At 62.2% G+C, this 17,235-nt stretch carries 22 protein-coding genes; 9 read left to right on the forward strand and 13 right to left on the reverse strand.

Translation table 11 applies throughout. The features are described 5' to 3' along the window. Nucleotides 1-10: 10 nt before the first annotated feature. The 3 genes from FHX11_RS21525 to FHX11_RS21535 form a co-directional block, all read right to left on the reverse strand. Entirely contained in the window at nt 11-1,372 is a 1,362-nt protein-coding gene (locus FHX11_RS21525; protein ID WP_184360439.1) for an NAD(P)-dependent oxidoreductase, read from the reverse strand. A gap of 488 nt (nt 1,373-1,860) precedes the next feature. Further along, nucleotides 1,861-2,814, reverse strand: a complete 954-nt coding sequence (locus FHX11_RS21530; protein ID WP_184360707.1) for a sensor histidine kinase — start codon at nt 2,812-2,814, stop codon at nt 1,861-1,863. 225 nt (nt 2,815-3,039) lie between these two features. Beyond that, entirely contained in the window at nt 3,040-3,834 is a 795-nt protein-coding gene (locus tag FHX11_RS21535) for a response regulator (RefSeq protein WP_184360441.1), read from the reverse strand. Nucleotides 3,835-4,097: 263 nt separating this feature from the next. Here FHX11_RS21535 and FHX11_RS21540 point away from each other — a divergent pair, with 263 nt between their 5' ends. Next, nucleotides 4,098-4,304 (forward strand): NepR family anti-sigma factor, encoded by a 207-nt coding sequence (locus tag FHX11_RS21540; RefSeq protein WP_184360444.1) that lies wholly within the window; start codon nt 4,098-4,100, stop codon nt 4,302-4,304. A 12-nt stretch (nt 4,305-4,316) separates the two neighbouring features. Then, complete coding sequence (locus FHX11_RS21545; RefSeq protein WP_184360447.1) at nt 4,317-4,868, forward strand: RNA polymerase sigma factor; 552 nt, start codon at nt 4,317-4,319, stop codon at nt 4,866-4,868. A 78-nt stretch (nt 4,869-4,946) separates the two neighbouring features. On the opposite strand, the gene FHX11_RS21550 is transcribed toward FHX11_RS21545, so the two are convergent. The 7 genes from FHX11_RS21550 to FHX11_RS21580 form a co-directional block, all read right to left on the reverse strand. Next, nucleotides 4,947-5,351: a hypothetical protein gene (locus FHX11_RS21550; protein WP_184360450.1), complete on the reverse strand. Its 405-nt coding sequence runs from the start codon at nt 5,349-5,351 to the stop codon at nt 4,947-4,949. A 10-nt stretch (nt 5,352-5,361) separates the two neighbouring features. Beyond that, entirely contained in the window at nt 5,362-5,712 is a 351-nt protein-coding gene (locus FHX11_RS21555) for a DUF883 family protein (protein ID WP_184360453.1), read from the reverse strand. Between the two features lie 167 nt (nt 5,713-5,879). Next, nucleotides 5,880-6,671 (reverse strand): heme ABC transporter ATP-binding protein, encoded by a 792-nt coding sequence (locus FHX11_RS21560; RefSeq protein ID WP_184360456.1) that lies wholly within the window; start codon nt 6,669-6,671, stop codon nt 5,880-5,882. Nucleotides 6,672-6,678: 7 nt separating this feature from the next. Beyond that, nucleotides 6,679-7,785, reverse strand: coding sequence for an iron ABC transporter permease (locus tag FHX11_RS21565; RefSeq protein WP_184360459.1), 1,107 nt, complete (start codon nt 7,783-7,785; stop codon nt 6,679-6,681). A 1-nt stretch (nt 7,786) separates the two neighbouring features. After that, the gene (locus FHX11_RS21570; protein ID WP_184360462.1) at nt 7,787-8,719 is read right to left on the reverse strand and encodes a hemin ABC transporter substrate-binding protein; all 933 of its coding nucleotides are present in this window, start codon (nt 8,717-8,719) and stop codon (nt 7,787-7,789) included. Between the two features lie 10 nt (nt 8,720-8,729). Further along, on the reverse strand, nt 8,730-9,785 hold the full coding sequence (locus tag FHX11_RS21575) for a ChuX/HutX family heme-like substrate-binding protein (protein WP_184360465.1): 1,056 nt from the start codon (nt 9,783-9,785) through the stop codon (nt 8,730-8,732). Between the two features lie 9 nt (nt 9,786-9,794). After that, nucleotides 9,795-9,968 carry a hemin uptake protein HemP gene (locus FHX11_RS21580; RefSeq protein ID WP_184360468.1) on the reverse strand — a complete coding sequence of 58 codons (174 nt, stop codon included), beginning with the start codon at nt 9,966-9,968 and terminating at the stop codon, nt 9,795-9,797. Between the two features lie 194 nt (nt 9,969-10,162). Between FHX11_RS21580 and FHX11_RS21585 the strand changes: the two genes are divergently transcribed. From FHX11_RS21585 to FHX11_RS21605, 5 genes are all read left to right on the forward strand, one after another. Beyond that, nucleotides 10,163-10,615, forward strand: a complete 453-nt coding sequence (locus tag FHX11_RS21585) for a hypothetical protein (protein WP_184360470.1) — start codon at nt 10,163-10,165, stop codon at nt 10,613-10,615. 4 nt (nt 10,616-10,619) lie between these two features. Next, nucleotides 10,620-11,816, forward strand: coding sequence for an energy transducer TonB (locus FHX11_RS21590; protein WP_184360473.1), 1,197 nt, complete (start codon nt 10,620-10,622; stop codon nt 11,814-11,816). Between the two features lie 203 nt (nt 11,817-12,019). Next, nucleotides 12,020-12,418 carry a DUF2325 domain-containing protein gene (locus FHX11_RS21595; protein WP_184360476.1) on the forward strand — a complete coding sequence of 133 codons (399 nt, stop codon included), beginning with the start codon at nt 12,020-12,022 and terminating at the stop codon, nt 12,416-12,418. Further along, entirely contained in the window at nt 12,415-12,693 is a 279-nt protein-coding gene (locus FHX11_RS21600; RefSeq protein WP_184360478.1) for a hypothetical protein, read from the forward strand. Before FHX11_RS21595 ends, FHX11_RS21600 begins: the two co-directional genes overlap by 4 nt. A gap of 19 nt (nt 12,694-12,712) precedes the next feature. Further along, nucleotides 12,713-13,027: an antibiotic biosynthesis monooxygenase gene (locus FHX11_RS21605; RefSeq protein ID WP_184360481.1), complete on the forward strand. Its 315-nt coding sequence runs from the start codon at nt 12,713-12,715 to the stop codon at nt 13,025-13,027. Nucleotides 13,028-13,102: 75 nt separating this feature from the next. Here the strand turns inward: FHX11_RS21605 and FHX11_RS21610 are convergent, their stop codons facing one another. The 3 genes from FHX11_RS21610 to FHX11_RS21620 all read right to left on the reverse strand — a co-directional run bounded on the left by FHX11_RS21610 (nt 13,103) and on the right by FHX11_RS21620 (nt 14,998). Further along, nucleotides 13,103-13,480, reverse strand: coding sequence for a DUF423 domain-containing protein (locus tag FHX11_RS21610; RefSeq protein WP_184360484.1), 378 nt, complete (start codon nt 13,478-13,480; stop codon nt 13,103-13,105). A 2-nt stretch (nt 13,481-13,482) separates the two neighbouring features. Then, complete coding sequence (locus FHX11_RS21615) at nt 13,483-13,872, reverse strand: group II truncated hemoglobin (RefSeq protein ID WP_184360487.1); 390 nt, start codon at nt 13,870-13,872, stop codon at nt 13,483-13,485. 85 nt (nt 13,873-13,957) lie between these two features. Continuing rightward, nucleotides 13,958-14,998, reverse strand: a complete 1,041-nt coding sequence (locus tag FHX11_RS21620) for a substrate-binding domain-containing protein (protein ID WP_184360490.1) — start codon at nt 14,996-14,998, stop codon at nt 13,958-13,960. Nucleotides 14,999-15,134: 136 nt separating this feature from the next. On the opposite strand from FHX11_RS21620, the gene FHX11_RS21625 reads away from it, so the two are divergent. Together FHX11_RS21625 and FHX11_RS21630 are read left to right on the forward strand one after the other, a co-directional pair. Further along, nucleotides 15,135-16,163 carry a Gfo/Idh/MocA family oxidoreductase gene (locus FHX11_RS21625; protein WP_184360493.1) on the forward strand — a complete coding sequence of 343 codons (1,029 nt, stop codon included), beginning with the start codon at nt 15,135-15,137 and terminating at the stop codon, nt 16,161-16,163. Nucleotides 16,164-16,182: 19 nt separating this feature from the next. Continuing rightward, nucleotides 16,183-17,076 (forward strand): sugar phosphate isomerase/epimerase, encoded by an 894-nt coding sequence (locus tag FHX11_RS21630; RefSeq protein WP_184360496.1) that lies wholly within the window; start codon nt 16,183-16,185, stop codon nt 17,074-17,076. Nucleotides 17,077-17,235: the final 159 nt, after the last annotated feature.

Here is a 17,235-nt window from a genome sequence, read left to right on the forward strand (position 1 = left end):
AATTCTCCCTTCAGGCGACGGCAGCAGCCGGCTGCGCGGCAAAGCCAAGCGCACGATTGATGGATTCGGCCGCGTCGCGACCCTGTGCCACGGCCGAGACCGTCAGGTCGTCGCCGCCGAGCACGCAGTCGCCGCCGGCCCAGACGCCCTCGAGCGAGGTGCGGCCTTCGCCGTCGATGGCGATGCGGCCGGCTTCCATGCGCAATGCGCCGAGGCCGGAGGCTTCGAAGGTCTGGCCGATCGCCTTGAAGACCTGGTCGGCGGCGATGACGCCGACATCGCCCGTGCCGGTGAGCTTGCCGTCGCGCAGCTCGGTATATTCGACCTCGATGCCGGCAACCTTGCCGTCCTTGTCGAGGATGCGCTTCGGCGCCAGCCAATGCCGGATCATGACGCCCTTGGAGGCGGCGAGATCCTGCTCGTACTCGGACGCATTCATGTGTTCCTTGCCGCGGCGATAACAGATCGTCACCTCCTCGGCGCCGAGGAGCTTCGCCTGCACGGCGGCGTCGATGGCGGTCATGCCGCCGCCGAGAACAACGACACGGCGGCCGATGGCGATATCGGCCTTGTCGCTCGCCTGGCGCAGTTCGGCGATATAGGCAACGGCGTCGGCGACGCCATCGAGATCCTCGCCTTCGGCGCGCAGCGCGTTGACGCCGGCAAGGCCGAGGCCGAGGAAGACGGCATCATATTGCTGGGAGAGATCGGCAAGGCTGAAATCGCGGCCGAGCGCTTGCCCGTTCTTGACCTCGATGCCGCCGATGGAGAGCACGTAGTCGACTTCCTTCTGTGCGAAGCCGTCGACCGCCTTGTAGGTGGCGATGCCGTATTCGTTGAGGCCGCCGGCCTTCTCGCGGGCGTCGAAGATCACGACCTCATGACCCTTGACGGCAAGGCGATGGGCGCAGGCAAGGCCGGCTGGGCCGGCGCCGATGACGGCGATCTTCTTGCCGGTGGAGGCGGCGCGGGCATAGAACTGCTTGTTCTCGGCCATCGCTATGTCGGTCGCGTAGCGCTGCAGGCGGCCGATTTCCACGGGGCGCTCTTCGGCGGTGTTGCGCACGCAATCCTGCTCGCAGAGCTGTTCGGTGGGACAGACGCGGGCGCACATGCCGCCGAGGATGTTCTGGTCGAAGATCGTCTTGGCCGAGCCGATCGGGTTGCCGGTCGAGATCTGGCGGATGAACATCGGAATGTCGATGGAGGTGGGACAGGCCGTCATGCACGGCGCGTCGTAGCAGAAATAACAGCGGTCGGCTGCGACCAGCGCCTCATGATCGTTCAGGCGCGGGTGAAGATCGGAAAAGTTTGCATCATATTCGGCAGGCGTCAGCCTGCCCTTATGAATCCCAGTTTCCAGTCGTCCCATTGAAGTTCCCTCTTATAGTAAACGGCTAGTGATACGAACGGTAACTCAGGATAAAAAATTTATCAAACGGTAAAATTTTTGGATTTTTGGAGAGGTCGCGGCGAGTGGGGCTAGTGACCGCCATAACTCCCGGCTTGTCGGTATTTGTTTTGTAATTATCTGTTTTTAAACGAATTTTTCGCCAAGCTTTTACTGCTGAAGCGAGGCTTTCCGGAGAGGATTGAATTCTTCATGGCGATGGGCTGGGCCGGTTGCTTCCCGCATTGAAGGCATATGGCGACGAAAAAATCGGAAATTTTTTGAAAAACATGGAACCAAGGCCCGGCCCCGCCGTTTAGACAGTGCTTGATGATGAGCGCATCAATCGATGCACGCCCCCAACATCGTCATCGGGCATCTACTCACGGTCCCCTCCCGATGAGTGAAAAGCAGCCAGTGCGCCGCCCTCGCACTGGCTGTTTTCGTTGTGCGGCATTCATCGCACGGTATCAGCGGCGTCTCAGGATTTCGTATTCGGTCTCGGGAATCGTCAGGCGATAGGCGATGCTGTCGTCGCCGATGGTAAAGTCGGCGCGGCCGTTCATCGAACTCGGCACCACGCGTTCGAGCACGGTGCGGCTGAAGCTGTTATCCTCGAATTCGTGATCGGCGGGGAAGAAGAAGCGCTCCGACCAGGCAACCTCGATAGCCTTCCTGCCGTCGAGTTCGGCTTCCTTGCAGTTCAGCGTGATGCTGGTGGCGCCGGCGGATATGGCGCCGTGCGAGGCGGAATTGACGATGAGTTCATGCAGCGCGAGGCCGAGATGCACGGCGGCATTCGGCGTCAGATGGGCGTTGATGCCATAGATCGGCATCGGCACGCCGGCATCGGGCCAGTAGGGGGCGAACTGCTTTTCGGCGAGTTCGAACAGGTAGGCGCCGCGCCAGCTGGAATCGGTGATCAGATCCTGCGAGTTCGACAGGGATTGCAGGCGACCGCGGAACTTGATCAGGAAATTGTCGATCGACAGCGTATGGCGAGCCGTTTGCGTGGCGATGCCCTGGATGATCGCCAGCAGGTTCTTGGAGCGATGCGACAGCTCGCGCAACAGCGACTTCAGAACCTTTTCGCGGTGGCGGGTCTCGGTGATCTCGGAGATGACGGAGAGCAGGCCGTGCGGTTTGCGTCCGCCGATGCGCTCGATCTTCAACTCGTAGATGCGCACGCCGTCGCCGGTTGGAAGTTCCACCTCGGCGCTGGCCGGCTTGCCGCTTTCCAGCACGCCGCGCTTCAATTGCAGCAGATGCTCGCCATCCTTCTGGCCGAAGAGCTGGATATCGGTGCCGCCGATGAGAAGGGATGGCTTCAGGTGGTCGGGCAGGTTTTCGGCATAGCGGATTGCAAGGCTCGGATCCTGAAAGAGAATCGATACGCCGGCGCTGCCGAGCGCCCGCTCCATCATAGCGGCCTTGCCTTCGAAACTCAAAGGCGCGCCGGGTAATGGTTCAGTCGTATTCACCGGCTTGCCTTTCACTCGAATTTCGAGACGCCCGCCGAAAGGGCGTTCTCAACCGGAAGAACTCGGTCCGGTTCATATAGTTACTTGCGATAACAGTCGGTAAAGCGTCCCTGCGCAGCCGGAACGCTCGGTTGCGATTTTTGTTCCGAGACGGAGTGCCAAATGGGCTCAGGCGGCCACCTTTGTGGTTTCGTTGAAGAAAAGCGCCTGGCTGATCAGTGCCTTGACCATGTCCGGATTGAACGGCTTGGTCACCAGGAAGGTCGGCTCCGGCCGTTCGCCGGTCAGCAGGCGCTCAGGGAAGGCTGTGATGAAGATAACCGGAATGCTCGACGTCTTGAGGATGTCGTTGACCGCATCGATGCCGGAACTGCCGTCGGCAAGCTGGATATCGGCGAGCACCATGCTGGGCTTGGTGGCGTTGTAGAGCGCAACCGCCTCGGCATGCGTACGGGCGATGCCGGTGACCCGATGTCCAAGGCTTTCTACCATCTGCTCGATATCCATGGCGATCAACGGTTCGTCTTCGATGATCATGATATCGGTCGCGACCTGGCGCGAAATTTCCTGCGATGCCTTGTCGAGCAGATGCATGGCTTCGGTCTCCGGGACGTCGAGAATGTCGGCGATCTCGCCGAGGCGGAAGTTTTCAACGGAAGCGAGAAGAAAAGCCTGACGGGCAGCCGGCGAGATTTTCGCCAGATTGACGGAGGCGCGCTGCTCCCAGGCATAGGGCGAGGTCGGCTCGGGGATTTGAATGGCCGAGGAACCGAAGAGCCTGGTAAAGAGTTTATAAAGGGCGACACGGTCGTTGGACGTATCCGGAAAGATCGACAGATCGGAGATGATCGCTTCCAGGACGGCGGCGACATAGGCGTCACCCGATGTCTGTGTCCCGGTGAGCGCGCGGGAGTAGCGGCGCAAATATGGAAGATGCGGCGCAATGCGTGTGGAAAGGGTCATTAACGGCTCCCGCCTCTTATCAATTCCTAATTGAAACACAGCCGCTAAGCTGGAATGACAAACAAACGTCATTTTGGTAAAAAAGTTCCTCTGTGCCGGAACTTTTTTTAGGCAATGGCATTACATTGCCGATGAAACAGTAGGCTTCATCCCCTCCAATTCGGTAGGATGCGGACGTGGACGAGGCGAACTGGCCTCCCGGATGAGGGCTGACAGCGCATCCGACCCATGAACGCAAGAAATGCGGAAGCGAGCAGGCGATAATGACCACCCAGAACCAAGAGGACGCGGATCGCAAGCGGGCCGAGATGCGCGCGATCGATATCCTCGATCCCAACAATCAGATCGGCAACCGGCTACGTTCCTTCTATGCCGCGGCGCAGGATGAGGCTATCCCGGATCGCTTCCTCGATTTGCTCGAGAAGCTGGATCAGGCCGAGCGCTTGGCTTCTGCAAAAGTCTCCGACTGAGGGGGAAGCGTCATGGAATCGCAACCGAGCTTCAAGCGCGAACTCCTGGCTGCCCTGCCCAGTCTGCGTGCCTTCGCCATCTCGCTGACCGGCCGCCACGACCGCGCCGACGATCTGGTGCAGGACACCATCATGAAGGCCTGGGCCAAGCAGGACCATTTCGAGATGGGCACCAATATGAAGGCCTGGCTCTTCACCATCCTGCGCAACGAACTCTACAGCCAGATGCGCAAGAGCGGCCGCGAAGTGCAGGACAGCGACGGCCTGTTCACGGAATCGATGGCGACGCATCCCGCGCAATATGGCGCGCTCGACCTGCAGGATTTCCGCAAGGCGCTGGATCAATTGCCGCCGGATCAGCGTGAAGCCATCATTCTCGTGGGGGCTTCCGGTTTTTCCTATGAAGAGGCCGCCGAAATCTGCGGCTGCGCTGTCGGCACCATCAAGAGCCGCGTCAACCGTGCGCGGCAGCGTCTGCAGGAACTGTTGCAGATTTCCGGAGAGGCCGATTTCGGCCCGGACGCCACTTCCGCGCCGCTGACCTCCAAGGCTTTCGCGTTCTAATCCGAATATGCTCGTTGCCTTTGGGCTGTGGGGCAGGCTGTGCCTTTTCCCAAGGCGGGCGCGACGACGGCTGCGTCGTCAATCGTCCCGCTTCTTCGCTCCCTGGAAATTTCCGAACAAAAGCGCCGTGGCGATGGCCGCGGTCAGCAACGGTTGGGTCTTGATGAGGCCGAGGGCAGCGACCGCGACGGATTCCAGCGCCGCGCGGCGTTCGCGGGCGCGACGCTCCTCCTGCTTGTTGAGGATCGCCATGACGACGAGGACGATCAGGCCGAGCAGCAATGCGCCGGCGGCAATCAGCAGGGCCGCGACCGCCGCGCCGTAGATCGCCGCCAGCCAGATGGCGGCGGCGATCAGGGCGAAGGCATAGGCGGTCAGGATGAGAAGCACGGCGATGCCGACAAAAATGCCGTTGCGCTTGGTGCGCGCAACGGTGCGGTTCACTGTGCCCGACAGAAGCACGCTGAGGATCGGAGCGAGCATCGCGGCTCCTTTAGCGGCGGGACAGGAGCAGGGCGAAGACCAGGCCGAATGCCGCGGCGGCACCGATCGTTGCGACGGGATGCTGACGCACGGTCCTGCGCACTTCGCGCGTGCCCCTGGCGTAGCCATGCTGCAATTCCCGCAGCAGTTCCTCGCCGCGTGCGGTCAGATCTTCCAAGCCCGACTCGGCATGCGCCCGCATCGTCTTGCTCTGCTTGGCGCTGTTTTCGCCGACGATCTTGGCAAAGGCGGCAATCTCCTCGCGCAGGTGCTCGATCTGCTCCTCGATGCTGGTTTCGATGTCGTGCAGGTTGCTGCCGTTGCGTTTGGATTTTGCCGAGTGGAAAATGGATGTGGCCATGGTCTTGCTCCCTTGCGTCTCTGGCCGGCGCTTGAAGAATACGCCCGTCGTTCGTCACGGATGTTGCCAGACATAGCGCCTTTGCGTGCGCAGATGGTTGATCTGGATCACTATTCTTCAACGCGGCGATGCAACGAAAGGTTCCAATTTCCCGCCAGGAAGGGAAATCAGCCGGCGAGTGCACTATGGGCAAGAACGAAGGGAGCGCCGTCGGCGGGGACGCGGTTGACCCGCAATGCGCAGCCGAAGACATCCTCCAGATGGCGATCGGTCAGCACGTCCGCGACCGTGCCCGAAGCCTGCAATCGCCCGTTCTTGAGCAGCAGCATCCGGTCGGCAAACAGGGCTGTCAGGTTGAGGTCGTGCATCACGGCGATGACGCCGCCGCCGCGCTGGCAGAATTGCCGGGCCAGCGACATGATCGTCAGCTGATGGCTGATATCGAGGCTGGAAACCGGTTCGTCGAGCAACAGCCAGCAGGGCTTGCCGTCGACCTTCGGCTCGGAAATCTGGCAGAGCACGCGCGCGAGCTGGACGCGCTGCTGCTCGCCGCCGGAAAGCTCCTGGTAGAAGCGGCCTTCGAAACCCGGCAGGTCGACGGAGGCCAGCACCTCGGCGGCGATGCGGTCGGCCTGCTCGGGCAGGCGGTTGCGCCCGGTCGTCAGCCCCATGCGGACGATTTCGCGGACGGTGAAGGGAAAGGAGATGGCGCTTGCCTGCGGCAGCACGCCGCGCGTTTGCGCCAGTTGCCAGGGCTGAAGGCTGCTGATTTCCGCTGCGTTGAGGCGCACCGAGCCCAGATAGGCAAGCTCGCCGGAAATCGCCTTCATCATGGTCGTCTTGCCGGAGCCATTCGGTCCGCAGATCGCCGTCAGCGTTCCGGGCTCGGCGACGAAGGAGACGTCATGAACGACGGTCTTGCCGGCAAGCCGGACGGAGAGGTTGGAGACGTCGATCATCTAGGGCTCACAGGCTGAGGCGCGAGCGCTGCCGGAGCAGCATCCACAGGAAGAATGGTCCGCCGACGCCGGCGGTGATGATGCCGATCGGCAGTTCGGCCGGCGAAACGACGGTGCGGGCGAACACGTCGGCGATGAGCAGCAGCGAGCCACCGAGCAGGGCCGAGGCCGGCAGCAGGAAACGATGGTCCGGGCCGATCGCCATGCGCAGGACATGCGGCACGATGATGCCGACGAAACCGATGCCGCCGCTGACGGCGACAGAGGCGCCGACGACGGCGGCGACACTGACGATGGCGATGTTCTTCAGGCGCTGGACGGCGACACCCATGTGGAAGGCGGCGGCCTCGCCGAGCGTCAGCGCGTTGAGGCCGCGCGCCATGAAGGGCAGCGGCAGCAAGGCGAGGGCGATGATGGGGCCGGCGGCGGCGATCTTGCTCCATGTGGCGCCGGCAAGCGAGCCCATGCTCCAGAAGGTGAGATCGCGCAGCTGCCGGTCGTCGGCCATGTAGATCAACAGGCCGGTCGCGGCCAGCGCCAGCGAGCCGATGGCGATGCCGGCGAGCAGCATGGTGGCGATGGAGGTCTGTCCGTGCCGGGTTGCCACCCTGTAGAGGAACATCGTGGTCGCGAGGCCGCCGACGAAGGCGGCGACCGGCAGGGCGAAGATGCCGAGGAGATGCGCGACCGGTGCAAGGATGCCGGCGCCGAGGACGATCATGGCGACGGCGCCGAGGCTGGAGCCGGCGGAAATGCCGATCAGGCCGGGATCGGCCAGTGGATTGCGGAACAGGCCCTGCATGACCGCGCCGGAGACGGCAAGGCCGCCGCCGATCAGAAAGCCGAGGATGGCGCGGGGCAGGCGGATGTCGAAGATGATGATGCGGTCTCGGCTGCTGAGCGCGGTGTCGGCGCCATTGCCGGCCAGGCTGACGATGACGTCGACGATCGACGCATCCGAGGCGCCGGTCGTGATCGAGAAGGCGAAGGCGAAGAAGGAGGCGAGGACGAGGCCGGCGATGACGAGGAGGGCGAGGGCGGTGCGGTCGCCCTCCGGGCGGCGGGTTCCGTAGGATATGTGCTTGAGCCCCGGCACAACCTCGCTCAGCGCCATGTCAGCCTCCGTAGATCGCCGCGTTCAGCTCACGCACGGCGCCGGCCGTGCGCGGTCCGAAGCCGAGCAGGTGCAGGCCATCCATACGCACGATCGCCTTGCGGCCGGCGGCTGGCGTCAGCGCGATCGCCGGCTGCTTCAGCAGATCGTCGTTCTTCATCGACAGCGGGCCTTCGCGATCCATGATCAGGATCACGTCGGGCTTGGCTTCGATGATCGCTTCGTCCGTCATCGGCTTGTAGCCGGAAAAACCAGAGACGGCATTAATTGCGCCCGCGAGCTGGATGATGCCGTCGGCGGCGGTCTTGTCGCCGGAGGCGAGGATCTTGCCGTTTTGGTTGCTGAGGATGAAGAGCACGCGCTTGCGTTCGGCCTGCGGGCGTATCTCCGAATTGGCGATGGCGGCGTCGAGATCGGCGGCGACCTTCTGCTCCAGCGCTTTTGCCTTGTCCGGCACGCCGAGCAGAGCGCCGACGACGTCGATCTTCTTCAGGATACCGTCGCGGTCGTAGGTCTGCGGCACGGTTTCGAAGGGCAGGCTGGCATTGCGCAGCACGGCAAGCGCTTCCGGCGGGCCGGAGCCCTCGACGGCGATGATCGCGGTGGGATTGACGGCCAGGATGCCTTCCGGCGACAGCGCCCGCATATAGCCGATATCCGGCAGCTTGCGCGCCGCGTCCGGATAGGTGCTGGTGCTGTCGCGGGCGATCAGCCGGCTTTCTTCGCCAAGCGCGTAGACGATCTCGGTGACGTCACCGCCGACCGAGACGAGGCGCGAAGTGTCGATCTTCGCCGTCTCGGCCGCGTGGGCGCGCTGCACCAGGCTGTAGCCGCCCTTGATCGGGCTCGCCGGCACCAGCGGCAGGATCATGACCACGGCGGTCAGCGCGATCTCCCACGGCCGGATGCGCTTGAAATTCTTCAACATCGTCATGGTTCGATCCTCAGGCGGCGACGCTGGCGTCGGCCCTGGTCAGGTTTTTGATGATGGCGCGCCAGTCGCGGCGTTCGTCAAAACCTTCCTTCCGCTTGCCGAAGAACTGGATGATCATCTCGCCCTTGGCATTGTAGGCCTCGAGCGAGGTGACATGGCCATCCTTGGTCGGCTTGCGCACGGCCCAGGTCTCGGCGATGTGGTCCTGGCGCAGGTGCAGATGGAAGGTCGGGTCCATGATGTTGACCCATGGACCCATGGTGGCGACGTTGAAGATCGGGCCGGAATGAATCTGCACGGTGCCTTCATTGGCGACGAAGCACATGATCGGCAGGCCTTCGCTGACGCAGGCCTGCATCATCTCGACTACCGCGCCGGCATCGAGCTTCCAGGCATAATCCTCGCCGACGGCGCGGATCGCCGCCTGCCGGCCGATCTTCAGCCGTTTCAGCATGCCGAAGAACTGATGCGTGTCCGTCATGCGGCTCCAATGATCGCGCAGCTCGTCGCGGCTGACATCGCCGTCGATCTCGTCCTTGTCGTAACCGGAGAAGTCCTCGGCAAAATCCTGCGACTGGTCTTCGAGCTGCAGGTCGGCGACCAGGGCGCTATAGGCTTCCACGTTCGAGGCGGGGCGCAGATGCACCTTGTGGACGGCATTGCCGGCCTTGTCGAAGAATTGCAGGCTGAGCCGCGTCTGCGCCTCGTCCGTCTTGGTGACGGCGAAGCCATGCGCCCAGCGCGTCGGGAAGATGCGCAGATCGATATTCTCGCCGAGCACGATGGCGGCCTGCACGCCCGATTTGATGTTCTCATAGACGCCGATCTTCTCGTGCACGGCGCTTTCGTTCCGCGACAGCGCCATGACCTCGCCGAGCGAGGCGATGCGTTCGAGGAAACGATTGGCGTCGGCGTCGATGCGGATGGCGGAAATGCCGACCTCGGCGGCGACCAGCGCCGCTTCGGACACGCCGAGCCGGGCGGCGATATCGCGTTCGCGCATTTTCGCATTCTCGGCGCGAAAGGCGCGGATGGCGGCAGGGGTGGGGCGGATCGTCTCGGTCATCTGCTATGCCTATTTGTTGAGAATGAGTTTGCCTTGGCGCGTGATCTTCATCCGGTAGATGACGCCCTCATGCTTGATCATGATTTCGGTCTGGCCGCGGAAAATATCCGTGCTCTCGACCATTCTAATTTGCGGTATGGCCGCCGGCGGCACCCGCTGCGTTGGGGTTTTCTCAGCAATCATCTGCTTGGTTTTGTCTGAAAATTCATAGGGGGCCGGCTCTGTTCCGGCCAGATTTATCTTGACTCACATACTCATGGTTTCCTAAAGACGCAATAGAAGACCGTTAGAGTCAAGTTTAAAATTTACGGTGGTGCGTGTCGGCATCCAATTGCTCGGCCCGCGATCGCCAAGAGATATTTCGGGAGTGATTGCCGATGTTGACGAAGACTGTTCTGGCGCTTGCCGCTGGTGGCCTGTTTGCCATGGCATCCTGCATCCCGGCCTTCGCGCAGGATGCGGCGGCTGCCGCGCCGGCTGCGAGCGCACAGAAGCTTGAGGTCGAACTCAATGCGCTGGCGCCGTCGCAGAAGGGCTGCATGATGACCTTCGTCGCCGAAAACGAGCTGGCGACGCCGATCAACAAGATTTCCTTCGAGCTTGCCTTCTTCAACGACAAGAATGCGGTCGATCGCGTCACCGTCCTCGATTTTCGCGACCTGCCGGTCGGCAAGAAGCGGGTGCGGCAATTCGATATGCCCGGCGTGAAGTGCGAGAGCGTCAGCCGCATTATCGTCAACGATACGCCCGTCTGCGACGGTCCGGCGGCGGGTGCCTGCAAGGCTGCGCTCACGACGCGCTCGCAGCTGTCCGTCCCATTCGAAGGCTGAGACCATGGCACGCCGCTCGGCCCAGGTTTCCATCGAACGCCGCCGCTCCGGCGATGGCTTGAATGACAACTATCCGAGCGTGCTTCCGGGCCACGAACTGGCCGGCCTCGACGGCCTGCCGCGCCCTCCGACCGCCGAGGCGGTGTCGCATTACAGCCGCTTCACGCAGATCGGCTCCTTTCCGCAGCATCCGAGCGAGCCGGCGCCAGCCGAAACGGCGGAGCCCCCGCCGATGGAGGCGTCGCTTGACCGACCGCAGAAGGTGGTCGCCGGCGGTATGGGGCGGTTGGCTTTCGCCGGCGCTGGTTCTTTTCTGTTTCATGCCGCTGTCGTCGCGATCTTGCTCGTGGCAATCGTTGCAACGCCGGAGGAGGCGCAGGAGGAAGCCGGTGATACGGTCAGCGTCGTCATGATCGGCAATTCCGATGCCGATCAGATGGCGGCGGGCGAGGAGAGCCCGGAGCAGCGTCCCGAAGAGGTGACGGCAGAGGCGGTGCAGCCGGAAACGGTGCAACCGACGGAAATCACGCCGCAGGACGTTCAGCCGGTCGAGGCGGAAGCCGTTCAGCCGGCAGAGACGGACGTACAGCCGACTGAAATGGCGGAAACGATCCAGCCCACCGACAAGCCGCAGATATTGGCAACGCAGGCTCCTGCCGAAACCACGGTGGTACAGCCGGAGGAAGCCGTGCAGCCGGTCGAGCCGACGCCGGAGGCCGTGGCGCCAGTCGAAAAGCCGAAGCCGGTCGCCAAACCAAAGGATGTTGTCAAGAAGCCGGTGCCGAAGGTGGCAAAGGCGAAGTCGGGTTCGAACGGTGAGAACGAGCAGGATTCGAAGAAGGGGTCCGTCGAAGGAACCGAAACCGCGCAGTCTGACACCAACTCGCAGTCTGCTGCCAGCCGCATGGGCTCAGGTAGCGCAGCCGTCGCCAACTATCCGGGAAAGATTCAGTCTCGTATTCGTCGCGCTGTGCGTCTGTCATCCAAATATGAAAAGGGCATAACGGTACGCGTACGTCTCACGATCGGTGCAAACGGTGATTTGGCGTCGCTTTCCGTCGCGCGGAGTTCCGGCGTTCCGGAGCTGGATGAGGCTGTTACCAGCGGCGTTCGGCGTGCTGCGCCATTCCCGCCATTGCCTCCGGAATGGGGCAAGCCGAGCTGGACATTCACCCAAGAAGTGCAGGTGACGGGGCGATAGTTTTCGTCTGTTTCTCAGCGACCGGGGGATCGCCTTGGCGAAATGGCGGCTGATTGAGTTTGATTGTCGCACGACAGTGTAGCTGCGACAAAATATGATAAAAATCCTCAACTTTATACTTTACTCCAAAACTCATGTTTAATATGGTCGCCTCGCGCTCGACGGAATCGGGCGCGAGAGAGCAACCAGCGAACGGGTGATGCATGGCGCGTAAGGGGAAGAAGGATTTTGGCCGCGAGAGCCGTGAGGTGCAGGCGCCGGCGCAAGCTTCCGGAAAATCCAGTCTCGACGGGCGCAGTTTCCTCTATGTCGGCGGTCGGGATTGCCAGGTGGCGCATCTGCGCCAGATCGCCAGCAACTTCGGCGCCGAGCTGATCCATCATGATGGCGGCCTGCGCGAGGCGGTGTCGCGCATCGATACCGTGCTGCCCTCCGTCGACTGCGTCTTCTGCCCGATCGACTGTATCAGCCATGATGCCTGCCTGCGGGTGAAGACCGGCTGCAAGAAGTTCGGCAAGGCCTTCATCCCCTTGCGCAACGGCAGCAAGTCGAGCCTGGAGCGGGCGCTGACGACAATGAACGAACGAGACTCTTCCCGATGAATGACAAAGGCCCTGACGGGTTCATGATGATCGGCCTGCACAAGCTGGCCGCGCAGAATGGTGACGGCCTTGTGCCGGAACTCTATGAATTGCTGATGCGCCGCGCCGAAGAGCAGCGGCAGGCTCCCAACGTGACGGCCTTTCCGTCCTGGCAGGTGCGGCTGCCGGGAGAGCAATCGGATATATCGCCGGATTTTACGGCGCGCGATGGCACGAATGTCATTGCCTTTACGCCTTTGCCGGGCAAGACTGTCGATCGCCGCAAGAAGGTCTGATCGCCAGGAGAGCCAGCCAATGTATATCGCCATGAACCGTTTCAAGGTCGTTATCGGTTCGGAGATTGCTTTCGAAGCTGTTTGGAAAGGCCGCGATTCCCGGCTGGGGGATGTCCCCGGCTTCGTGGAGTTCCGCCTTCTGCGCGGGTCCACCAATGTCGAGGAAGGCTATACGCTGTTTTCCTCGCACACGCTCTGGCGCAGCGAAGAGGATTTCCTCAACTGGACGAAATCCGAGAATTTCCGCGCGGCGCATCGCAGCGCCGGGGATAACAAGGCGCTCTACTGGGGACCGCCGCAGTTCGAAGGGTTCAATGTGGTCGCCGGGGTTTGAGGCCGTCGAGGCGGCCTAGTCTGCCCCTTCGATAAGCTCAGCGGAGCGAGATATGGCTCCGAGTTTGCCGCACCTTTAAGCCCCGACCGCCGCTTTCCTGAAAAAGGCTCCGAGCGCGACGACAGCCCATCCCGCCACCATGCCCATGCCTCCGGCAGGTGCTGCCATGGGAAACAGCGAGTTGCCGAGGAAATGGCGGCTGACGAGATCGCCCGCGAAGATCAGTGTTCCCAATCCGAGCAGGACAGCCGCCAATGGCGCGGTGCGGATGCGGTCATAGCCGGCATGGAGAGCGAGCAGGGCGGGGGCATGGGCCAGGCACATGGTCGAGGCCGAGCCGAGGAAATGCGTGTCGCCGCCATGGGATGCGGCCGCTGCAAGCGCGACGCCGGCGGCGCCGAGGATGCCGGCGACAAACAGGGTGAGCGGACGGATTGTGGCGCTGAGACTCATGGCTATTCCCTGTTCTGCATATGGAAGGCGAGGCGCTCGATGGGCTCCCAGATGATCGCCCGCAGCTTTTCGTTCTCGATGGTTTCATCCATGGCGCGGCGGAAGCAGAGCAGCCACTCGTCGCGCTCGACCGGGCCGATGGCGGCGACGAAATGGCGGCTGCGCAGGCGCGGATGGCCGCGTTTCTCGATATAGAGCTGCGGTCCGCCGAGATAGCCGGTCAGATATTCGTAGAATTTTTCGCGCGAGCCCTCGAGGCTCGGCGGGTGCACGGCGCGGCAGTTGGACGCCTCCGGCAACGTGTCCATCAGGTCGTAGAAACGTGTCGTCAGCGCCCGGACGGCCTGATCGCCGCCGATCGCCTGATAGAGTGTGATGGTCTCTTCGCTCACATGTCGGTCCCCGTTCGCCATGCTCTACATGGCAATTCGCACGCCGGATCGCAATCGCGGATTCCGCCCATGCGGCGTTTCGGCGCTACTGCGCTTTCAGGTGAAAGCTGTCGCTCTCGCCGGGGACGAGTTCGAGCGGCCAAATCATCTGGCGCTGCGTCTTGGGATAGATGTGGCTGTAGGCCGGCATGCTGGAGAGTAAAATCTCGGCCAGTTCGACACCAAGCTCGTGCAGGGACGTGCGAAAGCAGGTCAACGGCGGTTGCAGGAACTTGGCGCGCGGCGCCTCACGAAAGCCCACGACGGCAATATCGCGCCCCGGAATGATGCCGGCTTCCATCACGCGCCGATATAGGCCGATGGCCATCAATTCGTAGATCAGGATCACAGCCGTCGGCCTGTCTTCGAGGCGAAGCAATTCGTCGGCGACCTGATAGCCGCCCTGTTCGCTCGACTTGGCACGGATGACCAGTGCCGGGTCGTAGGCGATGCCATGCCGCTCCAGCGCGCGTCGATAGCCCTCGACGAAGATGAAGCCGAGGTTGATGTCGCTGGAGGGAGCGCTGATGGCAATGCGGCGATGCCCATGCGCCACGAGGCGGTCGACAGCGCAATTGGCGACGCCGTCGAAATCGAGGTCGGCCCAGGGATGCTGACCGATGGAGAGGCTGCGGCCAAGTGCTACAAAAGGGATTTTCGTTTTGGCGAGCAGATCGAAACGCTTGTCGATGCGCTGCGTCTCCGAAATGATTAGCGCATCGACGATGCGCCTTGCCACCATGCGTTTCAGATATTCGTAGGGATTTTCATCATTCGGGCAGGGGAGCATGATCAGATCGAGGTTGTGGCGCGCGAACACGCTCTGCAGCCCACCCGTCACGGTCAGGAAGAAATTGTCGCTGTTTTCAACGGTTTCCTTGCTGGATTGGATCATCAGGCCGATGACGTTCGTCGTGCCTTGCCGCAGGCTGCGTCCGGATTGGTTGGCCACATAGCCCAGCTGTTCGGCAGCGGCGAGCACGCGCTTGCGCGTCTCTTCGTTGACATCAGGCTTGCCATTCAACGCGCGTGATACCGTGCCGATCGAGATATCGAGATGTTCGGCAAGCTGACGAATTCCCTTCATCGGCGGGTGTTTTCCTCCATGCGCCATTTTCCATAGTCCTCCTCTATTGACACAGGAAAATCTTTTCGCATAGGATCGTAAACGTTTACGGAATGCGTGTCACGAGGAGTTTTGACACCGTTCGCTGGAGGAAATCGTGAAATTCAACGCCATTTTGTGCGGGTGCGGAGCTATGTCCAAAGGCTGGCTCAAGGCCATCGCCTCGACGCCGTCGCTTGCCGAAACCATCAAGGTCGTCGGCCTCGTGGATCTCAACCCGGCGACCGCCGAAGGTCTTGCCAGCGAATTCGGGCTCGACGGGGCCGTCATCGGTTCGGATCTGGCCGAGGTTATCAGTGCTACCAAGGCCGACCTGGTGTTCGACGTCGTCATTCCCGCCGCCCGCTTCGGCGTCGTTTCGACCGCTCTGAAGGCTGGCTGCCATGTGCTGAGCGAAAAGCCGATGGCGACCTCGCTGGAGGAGGGGGCCGCTCTTATCGAGCTGGCTGCCAAGACCGGCAAGGTGCATGCCATCATCCAGAACCGCCGCTTCATCTCCGGGGTGCGCCGCATGCGCCGCTTCGTGGAGGAGGGGGCGATCGGCGAGCTTACCGGCATTCATTGCGATTTCTTCCTCGGCCCGCATTTCGGCGGTTTCCGCGAGGAGATGGACAATGTGCTGTTGCTCGACATGGCGATCCATACCTTCGATGCCGCCCGCTTCGTTTCCGGCAAGGTGCCGCTGGCGGTCTATTGCGTCGAGAAGAACCCGGCCGGCTCCTGGTACAGGCATGGGGCATCGGCGCATGCGCTGTTCGAATTTTCCGACGATGTCGTCTTCAGCTATCGGGGCTCCTGGTGCGCCGAGGGCAAGCGCACGAGCTGGGAGAGCGCGTGGCGGCTGACCGGCAGCAAGGGCATGCTGACCTGGGATGGGGAGGATAGTTTCGAAGCCTCCGTCGCCGGTCATGAGCCTGGTCTGCTGCGAGGCTTCAGCCCGATCGATGTTCCCCCGCCGCGGAACGAGGATGAGACGCATAGCCATGCCAGCGTCATCGCCTCCTTCATCGAGGCCGTGAAGACGGGCCGGCGGCCGGAGACCGAAAGCAGCGACAATATCCATAGCCTCGCCATGGTCCTCGGCGCGATCGAAAGCGCGAAATCGGGCCGTCGTATCGAAATCTAAGCATAAGGACAGTGAGATCATGACAAATCCGGCCAAGGCCATTCGCATCGGCACGATGATCAGGGCGACCAACGAGGATGCCGCGGCAGGCATCGCCAAGATCGCCGATCTCGGCTTTGAAAGCTTCGAGCCCTTCTTCTGGCAGACAACCAGGGGACAGAACCTTGCCGAGCTCGGCAAACGCTGCCGCGATGCCATCGGCGACCGCGACATCACCATTTCCACGCTCGGCATGTTCGGCAATCCGCTCGAGGGCACGGAGCTCGACCAGCAGACGCTGCAGGGCTGGAAGGACTGCATCGACAATGCCCATCATTTCGGTGCCACCTGCGTCGCCGGCTTCACCGGCCGCATCCGCAACCAGCCGCTGACCGACAGCCTGCCGCGCTACAAGCAGGTCTGGAGCGAGCTTGCCAAGCGGGCGGCCGACAAGGGCATCAAGATCGCCTTCGAAAATTGCGCCATGGACGGCAACTGGGCGACCGGCGACTGGAACATCGCGCACAATCCCGACGCCTGGGAACTGATGTTCAACGAGACGCCGGACGACAATCTCGGGCTGGAATGGGAGCCCTGCCATCAGATGGTCTATCTCATCGAGCCGTTGCCGCAGATCCGCAAATGGGCGAGCAAGATTTTCCACGTTCACGGCAAGGACGCGACGATCCGCTGGGACGTCATCAAGGAACACGGCATCTTCGGCAAGGAGAAGTTCGTCTTCATGCGCACGCCGGGTTTCGGCGACAGCAACTGGACGGATATCATCTCCGAGCTGCGCCTTGCCGGCTGGTCCGGCTCGATCGACATCGAAGGCTGGCATGATCCGGTCTACCGCGATGCGCTCGAGATGACTGGCCAGGTTCACGGTCTGAACTATCTCAAGAGAAGCCGCGGCGGCGATTTCGTCGAATAGCGTCGGCCCCCTAAATCCGGATCGATTTAAGGGGAAAGTTATGCGTTAATTCAAGGGTCCGGAGCGGCGAGGCTGCGGACCACCAGGCATCGAAGCGGAGGAGCGTCGCGATGCCCACGAAATCCGCCCGCCCTTGGGCGAGCGGACGAAAGGCAAACC

Origin of the sequence: Rhizobium sp. BK602 (genome assembly GCF_014195095.1) — a bacterium.
Classification (GTDB): domain Bacteria; phylum Pseudomonadota; class Alphaproteobacteria; order Rhizobiales; family Rhizobiaceae; genus Rhizobium.

Excerpts from the sequence above, each read along its gene's own strand:
- FHX11_RS21585 (WP_184360470.1), top strand. The coding sequence starts at position 10,163 with ATGTTGACGAAGACTGTTCTGGCGCTTGCCGCTGGTGGCCTGTTTGCC.
- FHX11_RS21605 (WP_184360481.1), top strand. The coding sequence starts at position 12,713 with ATGTATATCGCCATGAACCGTTTCAAGGTCGTTATCGGTTCGGAGATT.
- FHX11_RS21535 (WP_184360441.1), bottom strand. The coding sequence starts at position 3,834 with ATGACCCTTTCCACACGCATTGCGCCGCATCTTCCATATTTGCGCCGC.
- FHX11_RS21580 (WP_184360468.1), bottom strand. The coding sequence starts at position 9,968 with ATGATTGCTGAGAAAACCCCAACGCAGCGGGTGCCGCCGGCGGCCATA.
- FHX11_RS21530 (WP_184360707.1), bottom strand. The coding sequence starts at position 2,814 with ATGATGGAGCGGGCGCTCGGCAGCGCCGGCGTATCGATTCTCTTTCAG.
- FHX11_RS21565 (WP_184360459.1), bottom strand. The coding sequence starts at position 7,785 with ATGGCGCTGAGCGAGGTTGTGCCGGGGCTCAAGCACATATCCTACGGA.
- FHX11_RS21550 (WP_184360450.1), bottom strand. The coding sequence starts at position 5,351 with ATGCTCGCTCCGATCCTCAGCGTGCTTCTGTCGGGCACAGTGAACCGC.
- FHX11_RS21570 (WP_184360462.1), bottom strand. The coding sequence starts at position 8,719 with ATGACGATGTTGAAGAATTTCAAGCGCATCCGGCCGTGGGAGATCGCG.
- FHX11_RS21560 (WP_184360456.1), bottom strand. The coding sequence starts at position 6,671 with ATGATCGACGTCTCCAACCTCTCCGTCCGGCTTGCCGGCAAGACCGTC.
- FHX11_RS21610 (WP_184360484.1), bottom strand. The coding sequence starts at position 13,480 with ATGAGTCTCAGCGCCACAATCCGTCCGCTCACCCTGTTTGTCGCCGGC.
- FHX11_RS21555 (WP_184360453.1), bottom strand. The coding sequence starts at position 5,712 with ATGGCCACATCCATTTTCCACTCGGCAAAATCCAAACGCAACGGCAGC.
- FHX11_RS21595 (WP_184360476.1), top strand. The coding sequence starts at position 12,020 with ATGGCGCGTAAGGGGAAGAAGGATTTTGGCCGCGAGAGCCGTGAGGTG.
- FHX11_RS21590 (WP_184360473.1), top strand. The coding sequence starts at position 10,620 with ATGGCACGCCGCTCGGCCCAGGTTTCCATCGAACGCCGCCGCTCCGGC.
- FHX11_RS21575 (WP_184360465.1), bottom strand. The coding sequence starts at position 9,785 with ATGACCGAGACGATCCGCCCCACCCCTGCCGCCATCCGCGCCTTTCGC.
- FHX11_RS21545 (WP_184360447.1), top strand. The coding sequence starts at position 4,317 with ATGGAATCGCAACCGAGCTTCAAGCGCGAACTCCTGGCTGCCCTGCCC.
- FHX11_RS21630 (WP_184360496.1), top strand. The coding sequence starts at position 16,183 with ATGACAAATCCGGCCAAGGCCATTCGCATCGGCACGATGATCAGGGCG.
- FHX11_RS21525 (WP_184360439.1), bottom strand. The coding sequence starts at position 1,372 with ATGGGACGACTGGAAACTGGGATTCATAAGGGCAGGCTGACGCCTGCC.
- FHX11_RS21600 (WP_184360478.1), top strand. The coding sequence starts at position 12,415 with ATGAATGACAAAGGCCCTGACGGGTTCATGATGATCGGCCTGCACAAG.
- FHX11_RS21620 (WP_184360490.1), bottom strand. The coding sequence starts at position 14,998 with ATGAAGGGAATTCGTCAGCTTGCCGAACATCTCGATATCTCGATCGGC.
- FHX11_RS21540 (WP_184360444.1), top strand. The coding sequence starts at position 4,098 with ATGACCACCCAGAACCAAGAGGACGCGGATCGCAAGCGGGCCGAGATG.